This is a genomic window from Proteus columbae (assembly GCF_002777965.1).
Classification (GTDB): Bacteria; Pseudomonadota; Gammaproteobacteria; order Enterobacterales; family Enterobacteriaceae; genus Proteus; species Proteus columbae.
Genome location: NZ_NGVR01000008.1, coordinates 201,649 through 220,879, shown reverse-complemented (window position 1 = coordinate 220,879; position 19,231 = coordinate 201,649). Strand labels below are relative to the sequence as shown.

Genomic DNA, 19,231 nt, shown 5'->3' with positions numbered 1-19,231 from the left:
TGGCGATGTATATATGTGGATTATCTATATTTAGATTTAGTAAAATTTATCACCAATTTATCGGGTTGTTTAAGGGTTACAAAACAGCCTTTATAACGTGCATCGCCAGATGTACACAGAGGATGGACTAGAATTATGAAGAAATCGCTTGTCGCTGTTGGTGTTATCGTCGCACTAGGTGTTGTTTGGACTGGTGCGTCGTGGTACATGGGCAGCAAAATTGAAAGTCGCTTACAGGAAGAAACGAAACTAGCTAATGCTCAATTAGCGCAATTTGCCAAAAATGCACAATTAGGCGCTGATGTTAAACTTGAAATTCGTGACTATAAGAAAGGGGTTTTCACCTCTAATGCAGACTTTGTTGTCGTGATTTCACCAGATGCTAGTGATGCAGACCAAGAGAAAAAAGTAGACGAAGTTATCTTCTCTACTGATATTGACCATGGTCCATTCCCTCTTTCTGATCTGGCTAAATTTAATTTGGCACCAAAATTAGCAGCGATGAATAATACGTTGGTTGATAACAACTCAACAAAAGAGTTATTCAAACTGACTAAAGAAAAATCTATTCTTAATGGCCATACTTCTTTAGCTTTCGATGGTTCAGTATCCGGTACTGCGACACTAAATTCTATCGATTTTACTGAAAACGATGGCACAGTTAAAACAACGCCTATCACTGTTGAGTACTCATCAGACAAAGATGCAACAAACTTTGCAACCAAAATTAAAGGTGATCAAGTTGTTGTGACTAAAGATGGTGAAGAAACCTTCACGATTAAAAATGTCTCTGGTTCTCTTGTTGGAACGAAAGTTAATAACGATCAGTACTTATTTAATGAACAAGTATTAAATTTTGCTGAAATCGCACATACCAGCAAAGATAAAGCATCTGATTTCTCACTGAAAGATTTTTCTCTGACAACAAAAAGTGATATCAAAGATAAGCTCTTTAACATCTCTCAAACTTATTACTTTAAGTCACTGAATGTTGCAGGACTAGAATTTGGTGCAGGTAAATTTGGCTATTCAATTGATAAAGCTGATCCTGATGCTATGTTGTTATTAACCAAAGTTTATAACAACTCATTGTTACCATGGAATAAAAATCATTTCGACAGTTCAGAAATAGTTGAACAAGCCGTTCGTGATGTTCTGGAAAAAGGCTTAGTTTTCCGTATCGATGAAGCCTCTTTAACAAACAAAAGCGGTGCAAGTAAGTTAACCTTTAACTTAGACTTAAACGCTTTTAACGTTAAAGTATTAGAAAGCCAAGAGAAATCACCAGCAGAGTTATTTAACTATCTGTTTAAAAACATTGATTTCAATGTTGATTTATCTCTTCCAATGTTAGCTGAGTTCCGTAACACCACTCAATATCTTGATGCAGCTCGTTACCAAGAAACCGCATTAACAGATGAAGAGAAAAAAGAGATCGAAGCAACAACAGCGGCTGATATTGAACAGTTAAAAACTGAGTTACAGCAAAATATAAACCAAATTTCTCAAGACGAGAAAGATGCATTACCTCTGATGTTACTTGCTCAAGATAGTAACTCATTAAGCATGAAACTGAACTACGCTGCCGATAAATTTACCATGAATGGTAAAACTTATACTTTTGATGAGTTTATGGAAGTGACTCAAGCTCCTCAAATGTTAGGTTTAGCAGCAATGTTATTCGGTATGGGCGCAGCATCTTATGATTACGATGATTCTGATTACTCAGAAGATGGTTATCAAGAAGAAATAACTGAAGACCCAGCTATTATCGAAGAACAAGAAATCTTAATTCCTGAGCAACAACCAAAATAAGCTCAATAATTAACCTTTTGTTAGAACAGTAAGTTGTTAAAACAATCATCTGTTAATAAAATAAACACCCCATTTGTGAATAACACAATGGGGTGTTTTTTTAGCATCGTGTTTTAATTAACAATTGCGATCTTTAGCCGGAATGTGGTGATTGTTCCATTCCTCTTTGCAACAAGAATCAATGGCTTTATTAATTATTCCTGCAAGCGTATTTACAGTTGAAATAATAGAAGTGAATTGTGCACAGATCTGACTACAGCTAGATGTTTTTTCATTCGGCTTAGGAATGAGGGGTAACGTCAAACTATCACAGAGGATTTCTTGTAATACTAATGAAAACTGCGCAATACCTGTAGTATAGATATATGAACGCCCTCCTGTCTGTTTCGCTAAGCGCTCATATTCTTTTGTAATACTATCTCTATCCGCGATACTTGGGAAACGATCTAAATTCGTTATCTTATCGTCAGGCGTTCCTTGATAAGTGTACACTTTGACTTTTTCGTTCTGAGCCACAGAAATAGCTTCACTATTTTTTCTAACTGCATCATTTGTAAGAACACCACCTCCTCCTTCCATTCCTTCATCACCCAACACAAAAATAGCGCGACGAGCGCCGTCACGCCAATCAAAATACTTACTTAAATCAATTACTGCACGACATAAATCCTCTTTATTACCTGCATGATCACGTCCATCACCCTCTTTAAATGGTTTTCTTGCCTGCAAACGACTTTCAGGAACCCCTAATCCTTTTAAATAATCACTGGCTGATTGATCAAACTTGGTGTCATCCCATGTACCTTCTATACCTAAAAAGGTTACTCTCAGTTTTGATGGGCATTTTTCAAGTGCAGTTTGTATTGCGCCATCCACTTCTTTACTTAAATCCGACGATTCATCAGACATAGAACCACTGGTATCAATCACGACAACTAAATCTAACGCAATCACACCATCACCTGTAACAACTTGTGATCCATAAGTAAGATTATTTTCAGATGAAGGCGGGAGTATTTGAGACATTAATTGGTGTTGTACTTTATTATTTTCTTTTTCAAAACTAAAATCAGAATTCTCATTCATATATATATGCCTTAATTTCAAATAATTAGGTTTCTATTAAAAATCATTGTGTAAATAATTAAATTCAGTTGAATATATCTATTTGACAGCAACCTATTATGGCGTTAATTCCTTATTCTTGTTCCCTTATTTAATAAAAGAGATATTCTATTTTTTAGTTCCATTTTATTTTTACAAAAAAATTAAATTAAATTAAAAATAAACTTTGTTAGCTTTATAAAAATAATTTTTTCTTTATCCAACCCTTTCAAACCGCGACAAATAAACCATCTATTAAATAAATTCATAACAAAATGATATTTCAGTCATTTTTTTAATCATTCCCCACCTCTTAACCTATCAAAATAACTGATAAGATATTTCAATTATAATGATAAATCTTTTTAAGCTTAACATTTAATGTATCAATTCACCTGATAATACACGTCAATTACATTGAATATTGTAGTTAATAAATAAACACTTACTTTTTCCATTTTTTATTTTTTATCTTAAAAACGAGAAAAAACTGCATTTTTAGTTTTAAAAATAGCCAATTTAAGTTTATTTATTAGTGAATAAAATAAAAATCAGTCATAATAATCTGCAACTCATTTATATTTACCCGATTATAAGAAAATCACTATAAACGATAGATTTTCATTATTTCTATTAAAAGGAAAATAACACGTGATTGACACACAGTTGCCTTTAACCGATTTACATCGCCATTTAGATGGTAATATCCGCCCTCAAACTATTTTAGAGTTAGCAAAGCAACATAATATTGCGCTACCCGCTTATGAATTAGAAACATTGCGCCCTCATGTACAAATTACAAAAAATGAGCCAAGTCTTGTTAGCTTTTTACAAAAATTAGATTGGGGTGTGGCGGTTTTAGCAGACCTAGACGCGTGTCATCGTGTTGCTTATGAAAATGTGGTGGATGTGGTTAATGCTGGTATCGATTACGCTGAACTGCGATTCTCACCTTATTATATGGCAATGAAACATCAATTACCGGTTGAAGGTGTCGTGGAAGCCATAGTTGATGGTGTACAAAGCGCACTGCAATCACACGATGTAGACATTCGTTTAATCGGTATTTTAAGTCGTACCTTTGGTGAAAACGCCTGCCAACAAGAATTAAATGGCTTACTAAAACATCAAGATAAAATTACAGCACTTGATTTAGCTGGTGATGAATTAGGTTTCCCTGGTCATTTGTTCCAACCTCATTTTAATCGTGCTCGTGATACTGGCTGGAATATTACAGTTCATGCTGGTGAAGCAGCGGGTGCAGAGAGTATTTGGCATGCCATAAAAGAATTAGGTGCAAGTCGTATTGGTCATGGTGTTAAAGCTATTGAAGATCCACGTTTAATGGACTACCTTGCTGAGCATCAAATTGGTATTGAATCTTGCTTAACGTCTAATATTCAAACCAGTACTATCAATTCGTTAGCAGAGCATCCTTTAAAAAGATTTTTAGAGCATGGCATCATTGCCTCACTTAATACCGATGATCCTGCTGTTGAAGGTATTGAGCTAAAACACGAATATACCGTTGCGGCGCCGGCTGCTGGATTAACGCCAGAACAAATCCGCCAAACACAGATTAATGGCTTAAAAATGGCATTTATTAGCCAAGCAGAACGTGATGCGTTAATTAAGAAAGTAAGTTCACGTTAATATTTAATTACTTTTTAATTAAAACCATCTGTTTATCAGGTGGTTTTTTTATCTTTATTGAAAATGAATGGAATTATTAATGACTCTTAGACTAGAATTAATCATCAATGGGTCATTTATTATTAAGGAAAAGCAATGTGGAATATTCATCCGACAAGAGGCCAATATAAGTTATTAGCACAATATCTATCACCACTTGATGCTTCTATTGAAGCGGGTTTTCTTCAATCAGAAGGCATTGATGCGATCCTTTTAGATGAAAATATTGTTTGGAATAACCAAGTGTATGCTCAAGCAACTGGGGGCGTAAAATTACTCGTTAACTATAAAGAATTTGAGCAAGCACAGGCAATGCTTAATGAACTTTACCAAGGTAAATATAATATTAACGACCAGTTAGAACCCATCGATTGTGAACTAAAGGTTGATGTGAAAAATAATAAAACCGACTATTTAAATATGGGATTTGTTTTCTTAATTTATCTTGTATTTGGTTTACCACTTCCTTTTAAATCTCAACAACCTTCACTAGCAGATGAAAAAGAAAATAGTGAAAATCATGACCATAACAATCATCATTGCCATCATCAAAAATAAAAAAAAGCACCGATAAAATGTTAAATCGATGCTTTTTTCTCATTTATTTCATTATCAATATTTAATTAATTTTATTGATTATCCACCAGCTTAAATACGTTATTTCTTTTCAGCTTCTTTAGCTTGATTAGCGTAGCGCTGCGCTAACACAGCACAAACCATTAATTGGATCTGATGGAATATCATTAATGGTAATAACATCACCCCAACAGTCGCAGCCGGGAATAACACATTAGCCATAGGTACACCATTTGCTAAGCTCTTTTTAGATCCACAAAAAACAATGGTGATTTCATCTTCTTTATTAAAACCAAGCAATCTTGCACTGTACACATTCACAAAAATAACAATCGCTAACAGAATACAACTCACTACTGCAATCGTTAATAGCGACCAACCGTCAATTTTATGCCAGATCCCTTCAACAACCGCCTCACTAAATGCCACATAAACCACCAGTAAAATAGAAGAACGATCCGTTCTACTAACTAATTTCTTATGCTTATCAACCCAACGGCCAATTAAAGGGCGAGATAAGTGACCAATAATAAAAGGCACCATCAATTGCAGTAAGATCGATTGAATTGCCCCTGCCGTATCAAAATCATCCGCAGAGCCTTGCGTTTGCATTAAAAAACCAACTAATACAGGAGAAAGAAAAACACCAAGAATACTGGATGCAGATGCACTACAAATAGCAGCAGCGACATTTCCCCCAGCCACAGAAGTAAAGGCAATGGCAGATTGAACCGTCGCTGGTAACGCACAAAGATATAAAAAACCCATATAGACAGTTGGTGACATCCATTCAGGCACAATAAATTGTAATCCGAGTCCCAAAATAGGGAAAAGAATAAAGGTACTGGCAAATACAGTGAGATGTAAACGCCAATGCCCAAGCCCTGCCATTATCGCTTCTCTAGAAAGCTTCGCGCCATGCAAGAAGAACAGCAGTGCTATCGCGCCGGTCGTAAGATATTGGAACAGGACTTTAATATCGCCTTGTGCGGGTAGTAGCGTTGCGAGCGTCACCACACAAATCATAATCATGAGAAAAGGATCGAGTTTTAATTTTTGCCACCAAGACATTAGATTTAGCGCTCCCTCTTGCTTATAGCGTAATAGTTTGTTTTAAACGATTAGAAATTTCGCCAGCTTCAATCAAACGCATAATGGCTGTTGCTTGTATTGGCGTAACGGGGTTTTCTTCACCCAATGTAATTGCACGATAAATTTGTTGATAGTAAGCGGGATAATCACCAGAAAGTGTAGTGAGTGTAGTTGTCTCTAACTCACCAGACTCTGATAGTATTGTTAATTCACCATCATTATTATCCATTCCCCAATTATAAGTTTGGTTAGGAAGATAACCGGCTTTTAAAGCATCTTCTTGGGTATCTAAACCATACTTAACATAGCTTCCTTTTGTCCCATGAATGGCAAAAATAGGTGTTGGAGATGCAACTAACATAGAAGCATGAAGAATAACTCTAAGATTTTCATATTCTAGTAATGCATGAAAGTAATCGGCATTTTTCGCATTAGGGCGTAACTGAGCAATATCGGCAGTAATTGCTTTAGGTTCACCAAATAGACAAATCGCTTGGTCAAGAACATGAGGAGCGAGATCGTACCAAAGCCCACCTCCAATTCCGGCATCTTCTCGCCAGCGTTGACGTACAGTTGGACGAAAACGATCAAAATGCGCTTCATATGCACTGATATCACCCAGTGTTTTATCAGCTAAAAGCTTTTTAACGGTTAAGAAACCAGAATCCCAACGGCGATTATGAAAGACGGAAAGAAGTTTACCGGCATCTGCAGCTTGCTGAGTCAATTTTTCAGCTTCTTCCAGTGTCAGTGTAAACGGTTTATCAACAATTACATGTTTACCTTTTTCCAGAGCCTGTGAAGCCAGTGAATAGTGAGTATTATTCGGTGTTGGAATAATGATTAAGTCTATTGAGGGATCATTAATAAGTGCTTGAGGATCTGCATAAACCGTAATGTGAGGAAAATCTTGTTTAACTTTATTTTCATCAGAGCTTGAAATTGCACTAAGATTTAAGCCTTCGGTTGTTGTTATTAGAGGAGCATGAAAGGTTTTACTTGCATAGCCATACCCGATAATTCCAACATTGAGTTTAATTGCCATCACCCTATCCTATTTTTATATGTTTTTTTATTAACAAAAATCACTTTCACTTTTGTAGCTAAATAAATAATAACAAAGTTTGTGATAATATCTCGTTTAGTTCTGTACACACAGGTAGGAATAATTAATTAATGAAATTTGATCTCAAAGCAAACACGTCGGATAACCATTCAGGCAAAGCGCCGATTACAGGGTGGTTGCTTGCGCCATTGGCGTATATGATTTTGTCGATTATTGGCTCTGGATTGATGTCGGTGCTCTATGTCATTAAATATTTTTCAGATTTTTCGATCCTCCACCAGCTTCCTTTTCATTTAATCTCAAGTTGGTATCTTTCTGCATTAACAACATGGGTGATGTTTGCCTTTACGTTATATCTGTTAAGACAATTTTTTTATCGCGCTCAAAATTTTCCACGCCTATTTATTTTATGGTTGCTGATTAACTTACTCTTAGCCATTAAAAGCTTTGGGTTTGCTCCGGTTGACGACCAAACAGCGTTAAAATCTCTTCTATGGTCGGTCTTCTCAACAGTCTGCTTTGTGCCTTATATCAAGTATGCTAAGCGTGTTCGTGAAACTTTCACACAACTTCGATAACTTCACACCTTTACCCTTGATATTATATACGCTTGTTTAGCCTCTTTATTTCTGGAGGCTTTTTGTTTCTCTGTTTAACAATTTTGGCATAACAATGACTGATTACTTGCTTCTATTCGTCGGCACCGTATTGGTGAATAACTTTGTACTCGTCAAATTCCTAGGTTTATGCCCATTTATGGGTGTATCAAAAAAATTAGAAACCGCGATTGGAATGGGATTTGCGACGACCTTTGTTATGACTCTCGCCTCGATTAGTTCTTGGCTGATGGATAATTTTATTTTAGTCCCATTGGACTTACTTTATTTACGCACACTGAGCTTTATCTTAGTTATTGCAGTAGTTGTACAATTCACTGAAATGGTCGTAAGAAAAACAAGCCCGACACTCTATCGTTTGTTAGGGATCTTCTTACCTTTAATTACCACAAACTGTGCCGTCTTAGGTGTTGCGTTATTAAATATCAATCAAGCCCATACGTTTATGCAATCAGCTGTGTATGGTTTTGGCGCAGCGGTAGGATTCTCTCTTGTGATGGTGTTATTTGCCGCTATTCGAGAAAGATTAGCCGTCGCCAATGTACCTGCACCATTTAAAGGTGCTTCAATTGGTTTAATTACCGCAGGTTTAATGTCTCTCGCCTTTATGGGTTTTAGTGGTTTGGTGAAACTGTAATGAATTCTTTATGGATAGCAATTGGCGTACTGGGTGCGCTAGGTCTTATCTTTGGGCTAATTTTGGGCTATTCCGCACGTCGTTTTAAAGTGGAAGAAGATCCTATTGTCGAAAAAATTGACGCAATATTACCGCAAAGCCAATGCGGACAATGTGGTCATCCTGGGTGTCGTCCTTATGCAGATGCAGTTGCAAACAATGGAGAAATGATTAACCGTTGTGCGCCGGGTGGCGAACAAGTGATGTTAAAAATAGCTGAATTGATGGGCGTTGATCCTCAACCGCTTGATGGTGACGAAGAAGCGTTAAATCCAATTAGAAAAGTCGCCTTAATTGATGAAGATAATTGCATAGGATGTACTAAGTGTATTCAAGCATGTCCTGTTGATGCCATTGTGGGCGCAACCCGTGCTATGCACACCGTTATTGAAGACTTATGTACCGGATGTGACTTATGTGTTCCGCCTTGCCCTACTGATTGTATAACCTTGGTTCCTGTCAAAGTCACAACCTCAAACTGGAAATGGGATTTAAACACAATTCCTGTTAAAAACATTCCAGCAGAGCCTGAAGAAACACCTGAAGATGAACCGTCATTAAAGACGGAGGATAACGCTCATGTTTAATCTCTTTTCGTTATTTAAAAAAGATAAAATCTGGGATTTTAAAGGCGGTATTCATCCTCCTGAAATGAAATTACAGTCAAGCCGTACACCTATGCGTATAGCGCAATTACCTGATGAAGTCATTATTCCTATTCATCAGCACTTAGGTGTACCCGGTCAACTTTGTGTCAGCGTAGGTGAGCATGTATTAAAAGGTCAACCATTAACAAAAGGGATTGGCAGAACATTACCTGTACATGCATCTATCTCTGGTACGGTTACAGCAATAGAACCTTTTCCTAGTGCTCACCCTTCTGGATTACCTGAAATTGCAGTAAGAATTCAATCTGATGGTAAAGATGAATGGCGAGAAAAATCACCTATCATTAATTACCAATTAGAAAGCAGAGATACATTACTTAGCCGTATCCATGAAGCAGGTATTGCAGGATTAGGTGGGGCGGGATTCCCAACCGCATCAAAATTAAAAGGTGGTGGCGATCTCGTTAAAACACTCATTATCAATGCGGCAGAGTGTGAACCTTATATCACAGCAGACGATCGCTTAATGCAAGAGCATGCTGATGAAGTGATTGCTGGGTGTCAGGTCTTAATTCACCTTCTCTCTCCAGATGAAGTGTTAATTGGTATTGAAGATAATAAGCCTGAAGCCATTGAGTCGTTAAAACACGCCTTAAGTACAGTACCTGATGAGAAACGTATTTTCATTCGTGTTATCCCAACAAAATACCCATCAGGCGGTGCTAAACAACTCACCAAGATCTTAACAGGTAAAGAAGTCCCATCAGGAGGTCGTTCATCTGATATTGGTGTTTTGATGCAAAACGTAGGTACAGTCGTTGCTATCAAACGCGCAATTATCGATGATGAACCTTTAATTGAGCGTGTCGTCACCGTTACAGGTAATGGCGCTAAAACACCGGGTAACTTTTGGGTTCGTTTAGGGACACCGATTTACTCGTTATTAAAACAAGCGGGCTTTGTAGCAGGCTCTGAACAAATGGTGATTATGGGTGGACCATTAATGGGCTTTACCTTACCAGACTTAAATGCTCCTGTTGTTAAGATAACGAACTGCCTTCTTATTCCTTCCGTTGAAGAGATGGATACAGATAACCTTGAAGAAGCCTGTATCCGTTGTGGTCATTGTGTTGATGCTTGCCCTAGTGGTTTATTACCTCAACAACTTTACTGGTTTAGTAAAGGTAAAGAGCATGAGAAAGCACAACAACATAACTTATTTGATTGTATTGAGTGTGGCGCATGTGCGTTTGTTTGCCCAAGTAATATTCCACTAGTTCAATACTACCGCCAAGAAAAAGCTGAAATACGTGAAATTGATGCGGAAGCAAAACGCGCGGCTGAAGCCAAAGCACGTTTTGAAGCAAAAAAAATACGTATGGAGCGTGAAAAACTTGAGCGTGAAGCAAGACATCAACGTGCCGCAGTTAAACTTGATGATGATGAACATAGTGAAGTTCAATCCGCACTTTCTCGTGTAAAAACAAAACAAAGTATCGGCAAAATTATTTCTGTTAAAGCAGGTGAAGAGCCAGATAACGCAGCCGCTATTGCCGCACGTAAAAAACGTAAAGAAGAAGTCAGAGCAAAACAGGCTGCTAAATTAGCACAGCAAAAAGCACTAGAAGCCTCAAATGAGAATATAGCGAGTGAGAGCGATGATGCCGATCCACGCAAAGCTGCCGTTGCGGCCGCATTGGCTCGTGTTAAAGCGAAAAAAGCACAGCAAGCTTCCGAAACATCATCAACTGTAGAAGCGCCTGTTCAAAATATTGAAGCGGAAGAAGTCGATCCGCGCAAAGCTGCCGTTGCTGCTGCACTGGCTCGTGTTAAAGCGAAAAAAGCACAGCAAGCTTCCGAAACATCATCAACTGTAAAAGCGCCTGTTCAAAATATTGAAGCGGAAGAAGTCGATCCGCGCAAAGCTGCCGTTGCGGCCGCAATTGCCAGAGTAAAAGCAAAAAAAGAAGCTCAACAAGTACAAACGGAAACAACAACTGATGAAGCGCCTGTTCAAAATATTGAAGCGGAAGAAGTCGATCCGCGCAAAGCTGCCGTTGCGGCCGCAATTGCCAGAGTAAAAGCAAAAAAAGAAGCTCAACAAGTACAAACGGAAACAACAACTGATGAAGCGCCTGTTCAAAATATTGAAGCGGAAGAAGTCGATCCGCGCAAAGCTGCCGTTGCGGCCGCAATTGCCAGAGTAAAAGCAAAAAAAGAAGCTCAACAAGTACAAACGGAAACAACAACTGATGAAGCGCCTGCTCAAAGTGTTGAAGCGGAAGAAGTCGATCCACGTAAAGCTGCCGTTGCTGCCGCAATTGCCAGAGTAAAAGCAAAAAAAGAAGCCGAACAACGTCGAGCTAAAGAAGAAGTTACCTTGGATTAATCACAGATGAAATTCAGACCTATACAAAATAACAATAGTAAATTAAAAATTGCGAGTTCACCTTTTACGCATAATCAACAATCCACCAGCCAAGTTATGCTATGGGTAACATTAGCAGCACTGCCGGGGATCTTAAGCCAGATCTATTTCTTTGGCTTAGGAACCATTTACCAAATTGTGTTAGCTATTATCGTAGCGCTTATCACTGAAACACTCTGCGTAAAGCTCAAAAAAGAAGACCCCTTACTCTATCTGAAAGACAATTCAGCACTGCTAACTGGTGTTTTGCTCGCCATTAGTATTCCGCCTTTGGCACCGTGGTGGATCATCGTTTTAGGTACTTTTGTTGCCATTGTTATCGCAAAACATATTTATGGTGGCTTAGGACAAAATCCATTTAACCCTGCAATGGTAGGTTATGTGGTTTTACTGATCTCATTCCCAGTACAAATGACATCTTGGATGCCCCCTGTTGAATTACAAGCTGTCTCTTACAATGTTATGGATAGTTTGAGCATCTTCTTTACGGGACATACATCATCTGGTTTAACGCTTGAAGATTTAAGACGCTCTGTTGATGGCATTACACAAGCAACACCTCTTGATAGTTTTAAAACAGGCTTACTAACTCATACTATTGATGAAGTTTTAGCGACACCTATTTTACAAGGTGAATTTGCGGGCATTGGCTGGCAATGGGTAAATGTGGCTTATTTAGTTGGTGGATTAATTCTACTGTATAAACGCATTATTAGCTGGCATATCCCTGTTGCGATGATTTCTGTATTAGCACTGTGTTCGGTTATTAGCTGGGGTATTGATCCTACACGTTACTCGCAACCGCTATTACAGATTTTCTCTGGAGCCACGATGTTAGGAGCATTTTTTATTGCGACTGATCCCGTTAGCGCCTCAACAACACCTAAAGGCCGTTTAATTTATGCGGGGATGATTGGCTTATTAGTTTGGATTATACGTGTTTATGGCGGATATCCAGATGCCGTCGCTTTCTCTGTATTACTTGCCAATATCGCTGTACCTCTTATTGATAGCTATACACGCCCTCGTGTTTACGGGCATTAATGCCAAGGAGAAAATGATGATCGAAATCTTAAAACGCCATGGACTCACATTAGCTATCTTTGCAGCTTGTACTACGGGTTTAACCGCCGTGGTCTATCACCTCACTGCCGATACCATTGCAGAGCAAGTTGCATTAGAGAAACAAAAATTATTAGATCAAGTGATCCCCCAAGCGATGTATAACAACTCGCTTTCTAAAGATTGCTATCTTCTTACAGCCCCAGAATTAGGTAATACCAAGCCCCATAAGCTTTATGTTGCTCGTTTAGACGGTAAACCTGTTGCCGCTGCATTAGAATCTACTGCACCAGATGGATACTCAGGAGCAATTGAGCTTCTTGTGGGAGCCGACTTTAAAGGCAATGTCCTTGGTGTGCGTGTTACGGCTCATAATGAAACGCCGGGATTAGGTGATAAAATTGAAACACGTATTTCGGACTGGATCACAACGCTGAGTAATAGATTCATTTCCAGTGAAAACGATCCGCACTGGGCAGTAAAAAAAGATGGCGGAGATTTTGATCAATTTACGGGTGCGACGATCACCCCTCGCGCTGTCGTCAACTCATCAAAGCGTACTGCGTGGTTAATACAATCTTTACCAGAGAAACTCGATACACTCTCTGTCTGTGAGGCAAATTAATATGAACTCAATTAAAGAGCTCTTTTCTCAAGGGTTATGGAAAAATAACTCGGCTTTAGTGCAATTACTTGGGTTGTGCCCTTTACTTGCTGTTTCCTCAACAGCAACAAACGCCTTAGGCCTAGGTATTGCGACAACATTAGTCCTATTTTGTACAAATGTGGCCGTTTCTAGCTTACGTCGTTGGGTTCCCTCTGAAATTCGTATCCCAATTTATGTTATGATAATTGCGTCTGTCGTCAGTGCTGTGCAGTTATTGATCAACGCATACGCCTATGGCTTATATCAATCTTTAGGGATCTTCATTCCATTGATCGTCACTAACTGTATTGTTATTGGTCGTGCCGAAGCTTTTGCAGCTAAGAACGAAGTTTTTCCTTCTGCTATTGATGGCCTAGCGATGGGATTAGGTGCAACTGCCGCACTCTTTGTTTTAGGTGCTATACGTGAAGTGTTAGGTAACGGTACATTATTTGACGGAGCTGATTTACTATTAGGTGAATGGGCACAAGTATTAAGAGTTGAGATAGTACATTTAGACTCACCCTTCTTACTCGCCATTTTGCCACCGGGTGCTTTTATCGGCTTAGGCTTTATGTTAGCAGCAAAATACCTAATTGATGAAAGACAGAAAAAGCGCAGCACTTCGACAACTAAAACTTACGAAAAAGAACAAGGCTGTGGTAGTCATATCGTTAAAAATTAATTTGTGAGCATAATGAATCAAGCAAAACGTATTGAAATTCTAACTCGGTTGCGCGATGACAATCCGCAACCAACGACAGAGCTAAAATTTGACTCTCCGTTTGAACTATTGATCTCTGTATTACTCTCTGCACAAGCCACCGATGTGAGTGTTAATAAGGCAACAGCTAAGCTTTACCCTGTTGCCAATACACCACAGGCGATACTGACTTTAGGCGTCGATGGTCTTAAGAAATACATTAAAACCATTGGTCTATATAATACTAAAGCTGAAAATGTGATTAAGACGTGTCAAATCTTAGTCGATAAACATAACAGTGAAGTTCCTGAAAACAGAGAAGCCCTAGAAGCCTTACCCGGTGTCGGTCGCAAAACAGCGAATGTCGTTTTAAACACGGCATTTGGCTGGCCAACAATCGCTGTCGATACGCATATCTTTAGAGTGAGTAATCGCACAGGTTTCGCCCCAGGTAAAAATGTCAATGAAGTTGAACAAAAACTGTTAAAGGTTGTTCCGGCAGAATTTAAAGTTGATTGTCACCATTGGCTTATTCTTCATGGGCGTTATACCTGTATTGCACGAAAACCACGGTGTGGCTCTTGTATTATTGAAGATCTTTGTGAATTTAAAGAAAAAACAGATCCTGAATAATTTTTTGCCGATTTGTCTGTTTTTCTGATGCAATATTACTTGCGTCACTACACACAATCGAATAAAACTATTGCCCACTTTTTATTATTAAAACTGCCGACTTTCCGGAAAAATATGTTTCAAGACAATCCGCTGCTTGCACAGCTAAAACAGCAACTCCATGCCCAGACACCGCGCGTGGAAGGCCTTGTAAAGGGAACAGATAAAGGCTTTGGCTTCCTTGAAGTTGATGGTCAGAAAAGCTATTTTATTCCCCCTCCGCAAATGAAAAAAGTGATGCACGGCGATCGAGTTATTGCAGCCGTTCATACAAATGGCGACAAAGAATCGGTTGAACCCGAAGAATTAGTCGAACCTTTCTTAACGCGTTTTGTCGGTCGTATTCAGAAAAAAGAAGGTGATAACCGTCTGTGGATAATTCCAGACCACCCTCTGTTAAAAGACGCTATTCCTTGCCGTCCGGCTCAAGGCTTAACTCATAGCTTTGTTGATCAAGATTGGGCTGTTGCCGTAATGCGTCGTCACCCACTTAATAAAGGTGATAAAGGTTTTCAGGCAGAAATAACCGACTATATCACGGATAAAGATGATCACTTTGCGCCTTGGTGGGTAACCTTAATGCGTCATCAACTTGAACGTGATGCGCCTGAAATGGGTAACGAAGCGCTGACATTACATGACGCTTTGCCTCGTGAAGATCTGACTTCTCTCTCCTTTGTCACTATTGATAGTGCATCAACAGAAGATATGGATGACGCGCTATTTATTCGTAAAGAAAATAACGGTCATTTAACGCTATTTATCGCAATCGCCGATCCAACAGCTTATATTCTGCCAAATAGTGAATTAGATAAAATTGCAGCACAACGCGCGCTTACTAATTATCTGCCGGGCTTTAATATCCCAATGTTGCCTCGTGAGCTGTCAGATAATATCTGTTCATTACGTCCTAATGAAAAACGTCCTGCGTTGGTTTGCCAAGTCAACATCACTGAAGATGGTGCTCTGCTTGAAGATATTCACTTCTACTCTGCATGGGTAGAATCAAAAGCTAAACTGGTTTATGACAACATTTCAGATTGGTTAGAAGGTGAAAACTCACAATGGCAACCTGAAAATGAAATGGTTCATGAACAAGTAATGTTATTAAAAGAGATGTGTGAAAAACGCCATGAATGGCGCGAAAAACATGCTCTGGTCTTTAAAGAACGTCCTGATTACCGTTTTATTCTTGATGAAGGCGGCAATGTTTTAGATATCGTTGCAGAAAAACGTCGTATCGCAAATCGCATTGTTGAAGAAGCGATGATCACCGCCAATATCTGTGCGGCAAAAGTACTGGCGAAAAACTTAGGTTTTGGCGTTTACAACGTTCATACAGGCTTTGATCCACTTTATATCGATCAAGTTGTACAGACCTTAAAAGATAACGGTATTGAAACTACGTCTGAAAGTTTATTAACACTTGAAGGTTTCTGCCAATTGCGTCGTGAACTTGATAATCAGCCAAACCAATTCCTTGATAGCCGTATTCGCCGCTTCCAAAACTTTGCTGAAATCAAAGCCGAGCCAGGCCCTCATTTTGGTTTAGGATTAGAAGCTTACGCGACATGGACTTCACCAATTCGTAAGTACAGTGATATTTTAAATCACCGTCTGCTCAAAGCGATTATCAGCAAAGAAAGTGCTGAAAAACCACAAGAAGAAGATGGCATTCGTATTGCAGAGCGTCGTCGTGCTAATCGTATGGCAGAGCGTGATGTAGGTGATTGGTTATATGCGCGTTTCTTAAAACCTTTTGCTGGCACTGAAACACCATTTAATGCAGAGATTATTGATATTACACGTGGTGGTATTCGTGTCCGTTTAGTTGAAAATGGTGCGGTTGCCTTTATTCCTGCGCCATTCTTACATGCGGTACGTGATGAAATCCAATGTAGCCAAGAAACCGGCACCGTCATTGTGAAAGGCGAAACTGCTTATAAACTCAATGATATCATTCCTGTTCGCATTGAAGATGTAAAACTAGAAACACGTAATATCGTCGCTCGTCCTATCTAATAGGACTTAAATCGGTATACAATGAAGCCGATAGTTCTAAGTGAACTATCGGCTTTTTTTATCTCTAATTTAGAATCAAACTAGTAATAAACAAAGAACCTTAAAAAGAAAGGAAATGTTTTTATGATGCATTGGTGTTTTCTCTCGCGTCATAAATTTAATAAGCAATAAATGGATTACATTAATGAAAGACAAAGTACAAATTAGTCGCTTTTTAAGCTATATCTTACGTCACGCCCCTGAAAGTATCGGTTTAACATTGAATGACCAAGGATGGGGTGAAATATCAAAATTAATCTCATTAGCACAGAAAAATGGAACATCGCTAACCCTTGAATTAATTAAAGACGTTGTAGAAACCAATGATAAAAAGCGTTTTGCTATTTCAGAAGATGGCCTTTTTATTCGCGCAGTTCAAGGTCACTCGCTTAAAACCACAATTGATTACCAAGCTATTACTCCCCCTAAAACACTTTTTCACGGTACAGCAACTCGCTTTATCGATAGTATTTTTGATCAAGGTTTAATTCCTAATGGTCGTCAATATGTTCACCTTTCACAAGATTATAAAACAGCCGTAAATGTCGGCAAACGTCATGGAAAAGCCATGGTTTTAACCGTGGATAGTGAAAAAATGTTCAGTGAAGGTTTTGATTTCTTTCAAGCTGACAATGGTGTTTGGCTAACACTTTCAGTGCCAGTAAAATATCTAAAAATCGATGAGAAAGAATAGTATAAAGTACAAAAAAATAGGTGACATTGTCACCTATAATCTTACTTATGGATTTCGCTGTTTTATTAGTAATTAATTAGGATTAGTAATTAATCAGGATGACCCGTGATCGTGATCCTAGTGCCTTTCTTATCTTCTTCTAACACAAACTCTGTAAAACCACCTGAAAACTGTTGCTCTATCATTAATTTATTCGAATTTTCCCATTTATAATCAACAGAAACACCGTCTTTTGCATACTCTTTTTGGATGTTACTGTTCACCTTAATGGTTTTTACCAGATAATATTCATCATGCTCATTGACGTATTTTTTATATGCATCTGCAATCGAAAACCCTGGATAAACACAATGTGTTAGCGCCCCATTCTCAAAGACTTCATCCATAGTTTGCTCTGGTGAAGAGCAATATTTATCATGCACAATCATGTTATCAGTTTTGGTTTCTGCAAAAAGCGCAGAAGAATATAACAGTGCAACAATCATCAAATACGCTTTCATAAAATACCTTTAAAAAAACATCGATTAGTGACCATAAAAAATGCGCTAATCTCAATAGAAAATCAGCGCATTATCATTTATTTCGTCGCTAGCTAAATCAGCCACCAGCAAGTTTAACTTTCATTCCTTTGGCTTCTAATAGCGATTTAATTAAATCACGTTTATCACCTTGGATCTCAATTAAACCGTCTTTGACACTCCCACCACAGCCACATTTCTTCTTCAGTTCAGCCGCAAGTTTGGCTAACTCTGCATCATCCAGATCAATACCTGAAACAACACAAACACCCTTGCCTTTACGTCCACTAGTTTGGCGCTGAATACGTACAATACCATCACCGGCAGGACGTACTGGTTTTTGTTCTTCTTCTTTTATGCGACCCGCATCTGTGGAATAAACCAAACGAGAGTTATTATCCATGTTAATTACATACCTTGTATATATTCGTCTTACTTTAATATAGAACGATTAATTTGTTGCAATGTTTCAAGAGGGTTATCGCTACGAGTAATAGGACGACCAATCACCATATAATCAACACCTGCTGCAATGGCTTGCTCTGGCGTCATTACGCGACGCTGATCGCCAACATCACTTCCTGCTGGACGAATACCCGGAGTGACTAATAAGAAATCATCACCACAAACTTGTTTAAAACGTGTTGCTTCATGTGCAGAGCAGACAACGCCATCAAGACCACAAGATTTTGTCAGTAACGCTAAACGTTCTGCTTGCTCTGCGGGCGTCAATGTTATTCCCAATTCAACTAAATCAGATTGATCCATACTGGTAAGTACAGTCACTGCCGTTAAAAGTGGCGCATCTTTACCAAAGGCAGCAAGACTCTCTTTAGCTGCTCGCATCATGCGACTTCCACCACTCGCGTGTACATTAACCATCCATACACCTAAATCAGCAGCGGCAGCGACGGCTCTTGCAACAGTATTGGGAATATCATGGAATTTTAAATCGAGGAAAATATCAAACCCTTCTTTTTGTAATTGAGTCACAAATTGAGGTCCAAAACGGGTAAACATCTCTTTACCAATTTTTAAACGACAGGATGAGGGATCAATACGCTGTGCAAAATCTAATGCACTTTTTTGGTCTTCATAGTCTAGTGCCACAATAACGGGCGCGCAGGTAAGCTCGGGCGATTTTTTATCACAATGAAATGACATTTTAGGGCCTTTATTTATAGAGAGACTATTAAAAAAG

19 protein-coding genes are annotated in these 19,231 nt (G+C 38.7%); 13 read left to right on the top strand and 6 right to left on the bottom strand.

Features of this window, described 5'->3' with window-relative positions; all coding sequences use genetic code 11:
- The first annotated feature begins 135 nt into the window (after window positions 1-135).
- Window positions 136-1,815 carry a YdgA family protein gene (locus CBE70_RS03365; RefSeq protein ID WP_100158198.1) on the top strand — a complete coding sequence of 560 codons (1,680 nt, stop codon included), beginning with the start codon at window positions 136-138 and terminating at the stop codon, window positions 1,813-1,815.
- Between the two features lie 117 nt (window positions 1,816-1,932).
- Here CBE70_RS03365 and CBE70_RS03360 read toward each other — a convergent pair whose 3' ends face one another.
- A complete protein-coding gene (locus CBE70_RS03360) occupies window positions 1,933-2,901 on the bottom strand; it encodes a vWA domain-containing protein (RefSeq protein WP_100158197.1) in 969 nt (322 codons plus the stop codon).
- Window positions 2,902-3,570: 669 nt separating this feature from the next.
- On the opposite strand from CBE70_RS03360, the gene add reads away from it, so the two are divergent.
- Both add and CBE70_RS03350 read left to right on the top strand, forming a co-directional pair.
- The gene (gene add / locus CBE70_RS03355; RefSeq protein WP_100158196.1) at window positions 3,571-4,572 is read left to right on the top strand and encodes an adenosine deaminase; all 1,002 of its coding nucleotides are present in this window, start codon (window positions 3,571-3,573) and stop codon (window positions 4,570-4,572) included.
- 135 nt (window positions 4,573-4,707) lie between these two features.
- Window positions 4,708-5,169 (top strand): hypothetical protein, encoded by a 462-nt coding sequence (locus CBE70_RS03350; RefSeq protein ID WP_198585683.1) that lies wholly within the window; start codon window positions 4,708-4,710, stop codon window positions 5,167-5,169.
- Window positions 5,170-5,268: 99 nt separating this feature from the next.
- Here CBE70_RS03350 and CBE70_RS03345 read toward each other — a convergent pair whose 3' ends face one another.
- On the bottom strand, window positions 5,269-6,258 hold the full coding sequence (locus tag CBE70_RS03345) for a bile acid:sodium symporter family protein (RefSeq protein ID WP_100158195.1): 990 nt from the start codon (window positions 6,256-6,258) through the stop codon (window positions 5,269-5,271).
- 22 nt (window positions 6,259-6,280) lie between these two features.
- On the bottom strand, window positions 6,281-7,324 hold the full coding sequence (locus CBE70_RS03340) for an oxidoreductase (protein WP_100158194.1): 1,044 nt from the start codon (window positions 7,322-7,324) through the stop codon (window positions 6,281-6,283).
- A 131-nt stretch (window positions 7,325-7,455) separates the two neighbouring features.
- Here CBE70_RS03340 and CBE70_RS03335 point away from each other — a divergent pair, with 131 nt between their 5' ends.
- From CBE70_RS03335 to CBE70_RS03290, 10 genes are all read left to right on the top strand, one after another.
- Entirely contained in the window at window positions 7,456-7,923 is a 468-nt protein-coding gene (locus tag CBE70_RS03335) for a DUF2569 domain-containing protein (RefSeq protein WP_100158193.1), read from the top strand.
- 94 nt (window positions 7,924-8,017) lie between these two features.
- Window positions 8,018-8,599, top strand: a complete 582-nt coding sequence (gene rsxA / locus CBE70_RS03330) for an electron transport complex subunit RsxA (RefSeq protein ID WP_006536930.1) — start codon at window positions 8,018-8,020, stop codon at window positions 8,597-8,599.
- Entirely contained in the window at window positions 8,599-9,225 is a 627-nt protein-coding gene (rsxB, locus tag CBE70_RS03325) for an electron transport complex subunit RsxB (RefSeq protein WP_006536931.1), read from the top strand. Before rsxA ends, rsxB begins: the two co-directional genes overlap by 1 nt.
- Complete coding sequence (gene rsxC / locus CBE70_RS03320) at window positions 9,218-11,635, top strand: electron transport complex subunit RsxC (RefSeq protein ID WP_100158192.1); 2,418 nt, start codon at window positions 9,218-9,220, stop codon at window positions 11,633-11,635. The genes rsxB and rsxC overlap by 8 nt, the downstream gene beginning before the upstream one ends.
- A 6-nt stretch (window positions 11,636-11,641) precedes the next feature.
- Window positions 11,642-12,718, top strand: a complete 1,077-nt coding sequence (rsxD, locus tag CBE70_RS03315; RefSeq protein WP_100158191.1) for an electron transport complex subunit RsxD — start codon at window positions 11,642-11,644, stop codon at window positions 12,716-12,718.
- A gap of 16 nt (window positions 12,719-12,734) precedes the next feature.
- The gene (gene rsxG / locus CBE70_RS03310) at window positions 12,735-13,361 is read left to right on the top strand and encodes an electron transport complex subunit RsxG (RefSeq protein WP_100158190.1); all 627 of its coding nucleotides are present in this window, start codon (window positions 12,735-12,737) and stop codon (window positions 13,359-13,361) included.
- A gap of 1 nt (window position 13,362) precedes the next feature.
- Window positions 13,363-14,067 (top strand): electron transport complex subunit E, encoded by a 705-nt coding sequence (locus CBE70_RS03305; protein ID WP_100158189.1) that lies wholly within the window; start codon window positions 13,363-13,365, stop codon window positions 14,065-14,067.
- A 12-nt stretch (window positions 14,068-14,079) separates the two neighbouring features.
- On the top strand, window positions 14,080-14,718 hold the full coding sequence (gene nth / locus CBE70_RS03300; protein WP_075672064.1) for an endonuclease III: 639 nt from the start codon (window positions 14,080-14,082) through the stop codon (window positions 14,716-14,718).
- A gap of 114 nt (window positions 14,719-14,832) precedes the next feature.
- Window positions 14,833-16,779 carry an exoribonuclease II gene (locus CBE70_RS03295; RefSeq protein WP_100158188.1) on the top strand — a complete coding sequence of 649 codons (1,947 nt, stop codon included), beginning with the start codon at window positions 14,833-14,835 and terminating at the stop codon, window positions 16,777-16,779.
- A 184-nt stretch (window positions 16,780-16,963) separates the two neighbouring features.
- Window positions 16,964-17,512, top strand: coding sequence for an RNA 2'-phosphotransferase (locus CBE70_RS03290; protein ID WP_100158187.1), 549 nt, complete (start codon window positions 16,964-16,966; stop codon window positions 17,510-17,512).
- 89 nt (window positions 17,513-17,601) lie between these two features.
- Here the strand turns inward: CBE70_RS03290 and CBE70_RS03285 are convergent, their stop codons facing one another.
- From CBE70_RS03285 to pyrF, 3 genes are all read right to left on the bottom strand, one after another.
- Entirely contained in the window at window positions 17,602-18,012 is a 411-nt protein-coding gene (locus CBE70_RS03285; protein WP_100158186.1) for a hypothetical protein, read from the bottom strand.
- Between the two features lie 97 nt (window positions 18,013-18,109).
- Window positions 18,110-18,433, bottom strand: coding sequence for a stress response translation initiation inhibitor YciH (yciH, locus tag CBE70_RS03280; protein WP_088495683.1), 324 nt, complete (start codon window positions 18,431-18,433; stop codon window positions 18,110-18,112).
- 29 nt (window positions 18,434-18,462) lie between these two features.
- Window positions 18,463-19,194 carry an orotidine-5'-phosphate decarboxylase gene (pyrF, locus tag CBE70_RS03275; RefSeq protein ID WP_100158185.1) on the bottom strand — a complete coding sequence of 244 codons (732 nt, stop codon included), beginning with the start codon at window positions 19,192-19,194 and terminating at the stop codon, window positions 18,463-18,465.
- Window positions 19,195-19,231 lie beyond the last annotated feature (37 nt).